This window comes from Frankia sp. CcWB2, from assembly GCF_977927585.1.
In genome coordinates, this window is record NZ_CDWRCM010000055.1 from 1 (window position 1) to 6,659 (window position 6,659).

7 protein-coding genes are annotated in these 6,659 nt (G+C 69.2%); 3 read left to right on the top strand and 4 right to left on the bottom strand.

Annotated elements, in window-relative coordinates; all coding sequences use genetic code 11:
- Positions 1-12 precede the first annotated feature (12 nt).
- Positions 13-621, bottom strand: a complete 609-nt coding sequence (locus ACY45C_RS08230; RefSeq protein WP_462187029.1) for a hypothetical protein — start codon at positions 619-621, stop codon at positions 13-15.
- A 606-nt stretch (positions 622-1,227) separates the two neighbouring features.
- On the opposite strand from ACY45C_RS08230, the gene ACY45C_RS08235 reads away from it, so the two are divergent.
- Complete coding sequence (locus tag ACY45C_RS08235) at positions 1,228-1,680, top strand: hypothetical protein (RefSeq protein ID WP_462187030.1); 453 nt, start codon at positions 1,228-1,230, stop codon at positions 1,678-1,680.
- Between the two features lie 126 nt (positions 1,681-1,806).
- Here ACY45C_RS08235 and ACY45C_RS08240 read toward each other — a convergent pair whose 3' ends face one another.
- Together ACY45C_RS08240 and ACY45C_RS08245 are read right to left on the bottom strand one after the other, a co-directional pair.
- Positions 1,807-2,805, bottom strand: a complete 999-nt coding sequence (locus ACY45C_RS08240) for a zinc-dependent alcohol dehydrogenase family protein (protein WP_462187031.1) — start codon at positions 2,803-2,805, stop codon at positions 1,807-1,809.
- 27 nt (positions 2,806-2,832) lie between these two features.
- A complete protein-coding gene (locus ACY45C_RS08245) occupies positions 2,833-3,417 on the bottom strand; it encodes a TerD family protein (protein WP_462187032.1) in 585 nt (194 codons plus the stop codon).
- A gap of 282 nt (positions 3,418-3,699) precedes the next feature.
- On the opposite strand from ACY45C_RS08245, the gene ACY45C_RS08250 reads away from it, so the two are divergent.
- Positions 3,700-4,968 carry an aspartate kinase gene (locus ACY45C_RS08250; protein ID WP_462187033.1) on the top strand — a complete coding sequence of 423 codons (1,269 nt, stop codon included), beginning with the start codon at positions 3,700-3,702 and terminating at the stop codon, positions 4,966-4,968.
- A 91-nt stretch (positions 4,969-5,059) separates the two neighbouring features.
- Positions 5,060-6,142 (top strand): aspartate-semialdehyde dehydrogenase, encoded by a 1,083-nt coding sequence (locus ACY45C_RS08255; protein ID WP_462187034.1) that lies wholly within the window; start codon positions 5,060-5,062, stop codon positions 6,140-6,142.
- Between the two features lie 284 nt (positions 6,143-6,426).
- Here ACY45C_RS08255 and ACY45C_RS08260 read toward each other — a convergent pair whose 3' ends face one another.
- A complete protein-coding gene (locus ACY45C_RS08260; RefSeq protein WP_009740954.1) occupies positions 6,427-6,630 on the bottom strand; it encodes a cold-shock protein in 204 nt (67 codons plus the stop codon).
- Positions 6,631-6,659: the final 29 nt, after the last annotated feature.

The window sequence follows — 6,659 nt, forward strand, 5'->3', positions numbered from 1 at the left end:
CGGAAGACAGAGCTAGAACCCCAGGATGGGGGCGTAGGCCGAGCTGGGAATCGAGGCCAGGGTCAGCAGGACCACGCTGACGTCAAGATGGTCGGCCTCGGCGCTGAACACGGCGTGTAATCCTCTGGTGCGGTAGATCCGTACCTCGGGATCCCGGACGACCTGTACTCCGAAGACGTTCGTCGCCCGTATCCACCAGACCCGCCCGGCCGCCCGGACCCTGACCTGACGGGCGTCCCGGCGCAGCCCGGTCGTGAGCCGGGCGAGTCGGGTGGCCGGCAGGCGGGGCTGATCCAGATAGCCGATGATGTCACGGTCGGAGCCGTGCACCACCAGTCGGACCGGCCGAGCCGCCGAACCCGGCTCGACGAGGTCGGCCTCCGCCGAGATCTCCCGGTCCCGCGGATACATCTCGGCCGCCCAGATCCCCTCGCCGTGCAGGACCCGTTTACCCTGCGGGCCGGCCCCGGGACGGCCGCGGGGCACCATGCCGCCGATGATCCGCCCGGCCCCTTCCAGCCGCCACGCGACGGAGACGACCACCCCCGACGGCACCGGCGTGGCCAGGTCGCAGACGGCTGGTAGGTGGCATATGCGTAGATCACGGACGCGCCTATCCATCCACACCGCTCAGGTCTCCGGCGCCGCGACGCCCCGGACCCACGCCGCCGCGGTACCCCGGACCGCCCGGCGAACCGCCGTCCTCACCGGAGGACATCCCGGTAGCTTCTCGCACCCACGCCACCCAAACCTCAAAATTGATCACTCTAAGTTATCTCCCTTACGCTACAGCAACCCTTCATCCATGGATTGCCGCCGAGTCGTTCCGCTACGCGGCCAGATGCTACGAGGCGCACCGATCTACCCATGATGCGCATTCGCCCGAGCATCTGCGCGGGCATCCGATGAATTCGTCGGCTCGCGCGTCGGCGTGGGAATCGGCCGGAGCATCGACGAACGCATCGAGACGGGCGGCAGCAAGAGCATTCAGAGAAGGTGGGACGGCGTCCGCGCGCACCTTCGCGCGAGCATCGGACGCCCGGATCCGATCCCGGGAGCGGTGGTACCCGCGCCCCCCAAACACGGAGACCACCAGGCGACCACTGATGGTGATCGCCGGAAGGCTCCACCATCACCCCGCGGTACGCATCCTCCAACCGGGACGTCAGGGTAGGAGGTACCCGGCGAACGCTCTGCCGTCCGTCTGCCACCAGGAGGTCCTGAAACATGATCATCAGCTCACACGTCGGGGCGGGCGCTTTCGTGGGCATGGCGATCCGGCATCCGATGTCCGCCCTCGCCGCCGGCTTCGTCTCGCACCTGGTCATGGACGCGTTGCCCCACTGGGGAACGGGTCCGAACACCGAGCCGGAATGGCTGCCGATCGCACGCAAGGACGGCGTGGCAGGGCTCGCGGCCATGGCCTTGTTGACGGCGTCCGCCCCCGCCGGGCGCCGACTCGCCGTCCTCGCCGGCATGACCGGTGCCTGCCTACCGGACACCGACAAGGTGGGCCGGTACTTCGTCGGGGTGAGTCCCTGGCCGAGCCGGTTCGACCGTTTCCACGAAGCGATCCAGAACGAGGCCCGGCACCGCCTGCCGCGCGAGATTGCGACGGCCGCCGTACTGACCACCGCGGGCACCCTGCTCCTGCGCCGACTCGCGACCCGCGGCGACTGAACGCGGAAGCTCAGCGCGCCTCTCCCGGCGAGGTCGCCGAACTCCCGCTCCCTCCCGGATCCCGGTCCCTCCCGGATCTACGAACCAGATCCGGAAGGTCCGGCACCGGCAGGACAGGCAAAACGGTCAGGGCAGCAGCACGGCCGCGCCGGTGACCCGGTCGGCGGCGAGGTCGGCGAGGGCCCGGTCGGCCGCGGACAGCGGGTAGGGCGACACGGTCACCGCAAGCCGGTGCTCGGCGGCGATCGCCAGGAACTCCTCACCGTCGGTGCGAGTGTTGGCGGTCGTGCTGCGGACGGACCGTTCCTGAAACAGATGGTCGGAGTAGACGAGCGGCGGGATGTCGCTGAGGTGGATGCCCGCGATGGACAGCGTGCCGCCGCGGTCGAGCGCGGCGAGCGCCACCGGCACCAGGTCACCCACCGGGGCGAAGAGCACGGCCGCGTCCAGCGGCTCGGGCGGTGCGGCATATGCCTCGCCCGCCGAGGCGGCGCCGAGTTCCAGAGCGAGCTCGCGGGCCCGCGCCGAGCGCGTCATCACGTGGACGGTGGCGCCCTGGGCGATCGCCACCTGGGCGGCGAGATGAGCGGACGCGCCGAACCCATAGATGCCGAGCCGCCCGCCGGGCGGCAGCTCCGCCCGGCGCAGCGCCCGGTAGCCGACGATGCCGGCGCACAGCAGCGGGGCAAGCTCCGCGTCGCTGTAGCCGTCGGGCAGCCGGTAAGCATAGTCGGCGCGCACGCAGGCGTACTCGGCGTAGCCGCCGTCGACATCCCATCCGGTGTAGGTCGAGGCCGGGCAGAGGTTCTCCGCTCCGCGCCGACAGTACCCGCAGGTCCCGTCGGTCGAGGCCAGCCAGGCGATACCCAGCCGGTCCCCGGTCCGCACGCCGCTCACCCCCTCGCCGACCGCGTCGACCCGTCCGACGACCTCATGTCCGGGCACGGTGCGCGGTCGGTGCGGCGGGAGATCACCCTCTGCGAGGTGAAGATCGGTACGGCAGACTCCGCAGGCGTCGACGTGGACCCGAACCTGGCCCGGCCCTGGCCGGGGCACGGGCAGCTCGGCCGGGCGCAGCGGGCGGGTGCTCATCGGCCCGGGAGCGACTACTTGCCAGGCACGCATTGCCAGGCACGCACCCGCTCGGGTAGCTCAGATGTTGACGCCATGATCGCGCGCCAGACCACCGAGGTCGTTGTGGCCCTGGCCGACGGCGCGGAACTTCCAGTCGGCGCCGTTGCGGTAGACCTCGCCAAAGATGACGACGGTTTCGGTGGAGTAGTCCTCGGACAAATCGTAGCGGACCAGCTCGTTTCCACCCTGGTCGACCACGCGGATGTAGGCGTTGCGCACCTGGCCGAAGTTCTGGTTCCGGTTCACCGCGTCGTAGATGGAAACCGGAACGATAATCCGGTCAATGTCGGCTGGAACCAACGCAAGGTTGACGATAACGGACTCGTCGTCCCCCTCGCCCTGCCCGGTCAGGTTGTCACCGGTGAGCGTGATCGCCCCCTCGGGGGACGCGAGGTTGTTGAAGAAGATGAAGTAGCCGTCGTTGAGGACCTTGCCGTCCGCCCGGACGCCGATGGCAGAGGCGTCCAGGTCGAAATCGGTCCCGGTGGTCGTGCGGGCGTCCCATCCGAGCCCGACGTTCAACGCGGTGAGCTGAGGGGTGCCGGCCTCGGCGGCCTGCTTCGTGAGGCTGACGTTGCCGCCCTTGGCAAGGCTGACTGCCATTGAGGATCGTCCTTCCTGAGCTGGTCCTCGGCGTCGGGGACCATCGCGTGGACCGCGTGCGTCGCAGTCGGTCGTCCGGGTGAGCCAGTCGTGCGGGTGAGCCGTGGTGCGGATGTCATCACCCTGGCACACCGGAAGGAATACGCCCAGCACCCCGTCGCCGGGGCGACATCGTCCCGGCGGCGGAAAAGGGACACCGGACCAGATCCCGGCACGAACCGCCAGGCAAGGCTACCGGGCGACCGCGCTCGGTTAGCGGCCGCGCTCGGTAACCTGGCTGCCATGGCGCTCTTGGTCGCGAAGTTCGGTGGGTCCTCCGTTGCCGACGCGGACCGCATCAAACGAGTCGCTGAGCGAATCGTGGAGAACCGGCGGGCCGGCAACGACGTCGTCGTGGTGGTCAGCGCGATGGGTGACACCACCGACGAACTTCTCGATCTGGCCGAACAGGTCTCGCCGCTTCCGCCCGCCCGGGAGCTCGACATGCTGCTCACCGCCGGTGAGCGGATCTCGATGGCGCTGCTGGCCATGGCGATCACCACCCTCGGCGCCGAGGCCCGCTCGTTCACCGGCTCCCAGGCCGGAGTCATCACTGATTCGGTGCACGGCAAGGCGCGCATCATCGACGTTACCCCCGGGCGGATCCGCACCGCCCTGGACTCCGGCGCGATCGCGATCGTCGCGGGCTTCCAGGGTGTGAGCCAGGACACGAAGGACATCACCACGCTCGGTCGAGGCGGCTCGGACACGACCGCGGTGGCGCTCGCTGCCGCGCTGGGAGCGGACGCCTGCGAGATCTACACCGATGTGGACGGCGTGTTCACCGCAGACCCGCGCATCGTCCCCGACGCCCACCGCATCGACACGATCTCCTATGAGGAGATGCTGGAGATGGCGGCCTGCGGCGCGAAGGTCCTCATGCTGAGGTGCGTCGAGTACGCCCGCCGTTACAGCGTCCCCGTGCATGTCCGATCGTCCTTCTCGGCGAAGCCGGGCACGTGGATCACCGAGATTCCGGAGGAACAGCTCGTGGAACAGGCCATCATCCGTGGGGTCGCGCACGACCTCAGCGAGGCGAAGGTGACGGTCGTCGGATGCCCGGACAAGCCTGGGGTGGCGGCGGCGGTGTTCCGGGCCGTGGCGGAGACCGACGTCAACCTGGACATGATCGTTCAGGTCGGCTCGGTCGCCGGGTCGGGGCGGACGGACATCTCGTTCACCCTGCCCAAGGCGGATGGACGTACCGCGCTCACCGCGCTCACGAAGGTCCAAAGCGAGATTGGCTTCGAGCGCACCCTCTACGACGACCACATCGGCAAGCTGTCGCTGATCGGCGCGGGGATGAAGTCACACCCGGGAGTGTCCGCCCGGTTCTTCGGCTCTCTCGCCGACGCAGGGGTCAACATCGAGATCATCTCCACCTCTGAGATTCGCATCTCAGTGGTGGTGCGCGACACCGACCTCCCGCTCGCCGTGCGGGCCGTGCACGGCGCCTTCGACCTGGGTGACCCGGACGGCGGGGCGATCGTGTACGCGGGAACCGGACGATGACGTTGGCGACGTCGCAGGTCCTCGAGACGGCGGCACAGCGCGGCAGCTGGACACGCCGCGGCGGCACAGTGGCGAATCAGGAGGATGGATCGTGACGAGTAACGAGGCGGGCCGGCGACCGACGCTCGCAGTGGTGGGAGCGACCGGCGCGGTCGGCACGGTGATGCTGTCGCTGCTCGACGAACGCCCCGGCATCTGGGGAGAGATCCGGCCGATCGCCTCGGCCCGATCGGCGGGGCGGACGGTACGGGTGCGCGGCGCGGGCGTCGTCGTCCAGGCCTTGGCACCGGCGGTCTTCGACGGCGTGGACGTGGCCGTGTTCGATGTTCCCGACGAGGTCTCCGCCCGGTGGGCACCGGTGGCGGCGGCCCACGGCGCGGTCGCGGTCGACAACTCCGGCGCGTTCCGGCTGGACGCCGACGTGCCGCTGGTCGTGCCGGAGGTGAACGCCGACCAGATTCCCGCGCGGCCGCGGGGCATCATCGCGAACCCGAACTGCACCACCCTGTCGATGATCGTCGCGGTCGGCGCCCTGCACCGGGCGTTCGGGCTGGAGTCGATGTTCGCGGCCTCCTACCAGGCCGCGAGCGGTGCCGGGCAGGCCGGCATCGACGCCCTCTACGACCAGCTCACCGTCGTCGGTGGCACCCGCGAGCTGGGGCGGACCGCCGGTGACGTGCGTAAGGCCATCGGTGAGGACGGCCTCGGCCCGTTCCCGGCGCCGCTGGCGCTCAACGTCGTGCCCTGGGCCGGTTCGCTGAAGGACGGTGGCTGGTCCTCGGAGGAGTTCAAGGTCCGCAACGAGTCCCGCAAGATCCTGGGTATCCCGGATCTGCGGGTGTCGGCTACCTGTGTCCGGGTGCCGGTCATCACCACGCACGCGGTCGCGGTGCACGCCCGCTTCGCTCGGCCGGTGACGGCGGACGAGGCGCGCACGGTGCTGCTGAACGCTCCTGGCGTCGCCGTCGTCGACGATCCGTCAGCCGGCGAGTTCCCGACCCCAGCCGACGTCGTCGGAACGGACCCGACCTGGGTCGGCCGAATCCGGCAGTCGCCGGACGACCCGCACGAGGTCGCGCTGTTCCTCTGCGGGGACAACCTGCGCAAAGGCGCCGCGTTGAACACCCTGCAGATCGCCGAACTTCTCGTGGCCGACGAAGCGATCGGCGGCTGACAAGCCGGCCCACACCAAACCGACATCACGTCTGATGCGAGACCTACGCGGCTCCACCGGTGAGGAGTCGAGCTGTACCTTTAATCAGGCGTTAAGTTTTTGGCCGAGAACCACGCCATGCGGGAACCGATGAACGCCCCGCGCTTTCCGGCTCGAGAAAATGATCGAGACAGCCAGGAAAAACATACCTTCTACCGAACTGTCGGATACCGAACTGGCCGAGAAGCGGCCAGCCCGCCCCAGGAGGACCCTTGGGCGGGCTGGCCGTTGAAGTCTCTCGTGGCTCAGACGACGCGGACGGCGTCGGCCTGCGGACCCTTCTGACCCTGGGTCACCTGGAACTCGACCCGCTGGCCCTCCTCAAGTGCCTTGTAACCGTCCATCTGAATCGCGCTGTAGTGAACGAAGACGTCGGAACCGCCGCCGTCCACGGAGATGAAGCCGAAGCCCTTCTCCGAGTTGAACCACTTCACCGTGCCCTGAGCCACGTGCCGTTCTCCCTGCTGGTGCAGTCAGG

Bases quoted from the DNA above. Each gene is read 5' to 3' on its own strand.
- ACY45C_RS08230 (WP_462187029.1), bottom strand. From the start codon at position 621: ATGGATAGGCGCGTCCGTGATCTACGCATATGCCACCTACCAGCCGTC.
- ACY45C_RS08235 (WP_462187030.1), top strand. From the start codon at position 1,228: ATGATCATCAGCTCACACGTCGGGGCGGGCGCTTTCGTGGGCATGGCG.
- ACY45C_RS08250 (WP_462187033.1), top strand. From the start codon at position 3,700: ATGGCGCTCTTGGTCGCGAAGTTCGGTGGGTCCTCCGTTGCCGACGCG.
- ACY45C_RS08240 (WP_462187031.1), bottom strand. From the start codon at position 2,805: ATGCGTGCCTGGCAAGTAGTCGCTCCCGGGCCGATGAGCACCCGCCCG.
- ACY45C_RS08245 (WP_462187032.1), bottom strand. From the start codon at position 3,417: ATGGCAGTCAGCCTTGCCAAGGGCGGCAACGTCAGCCTCACGAAGCAG.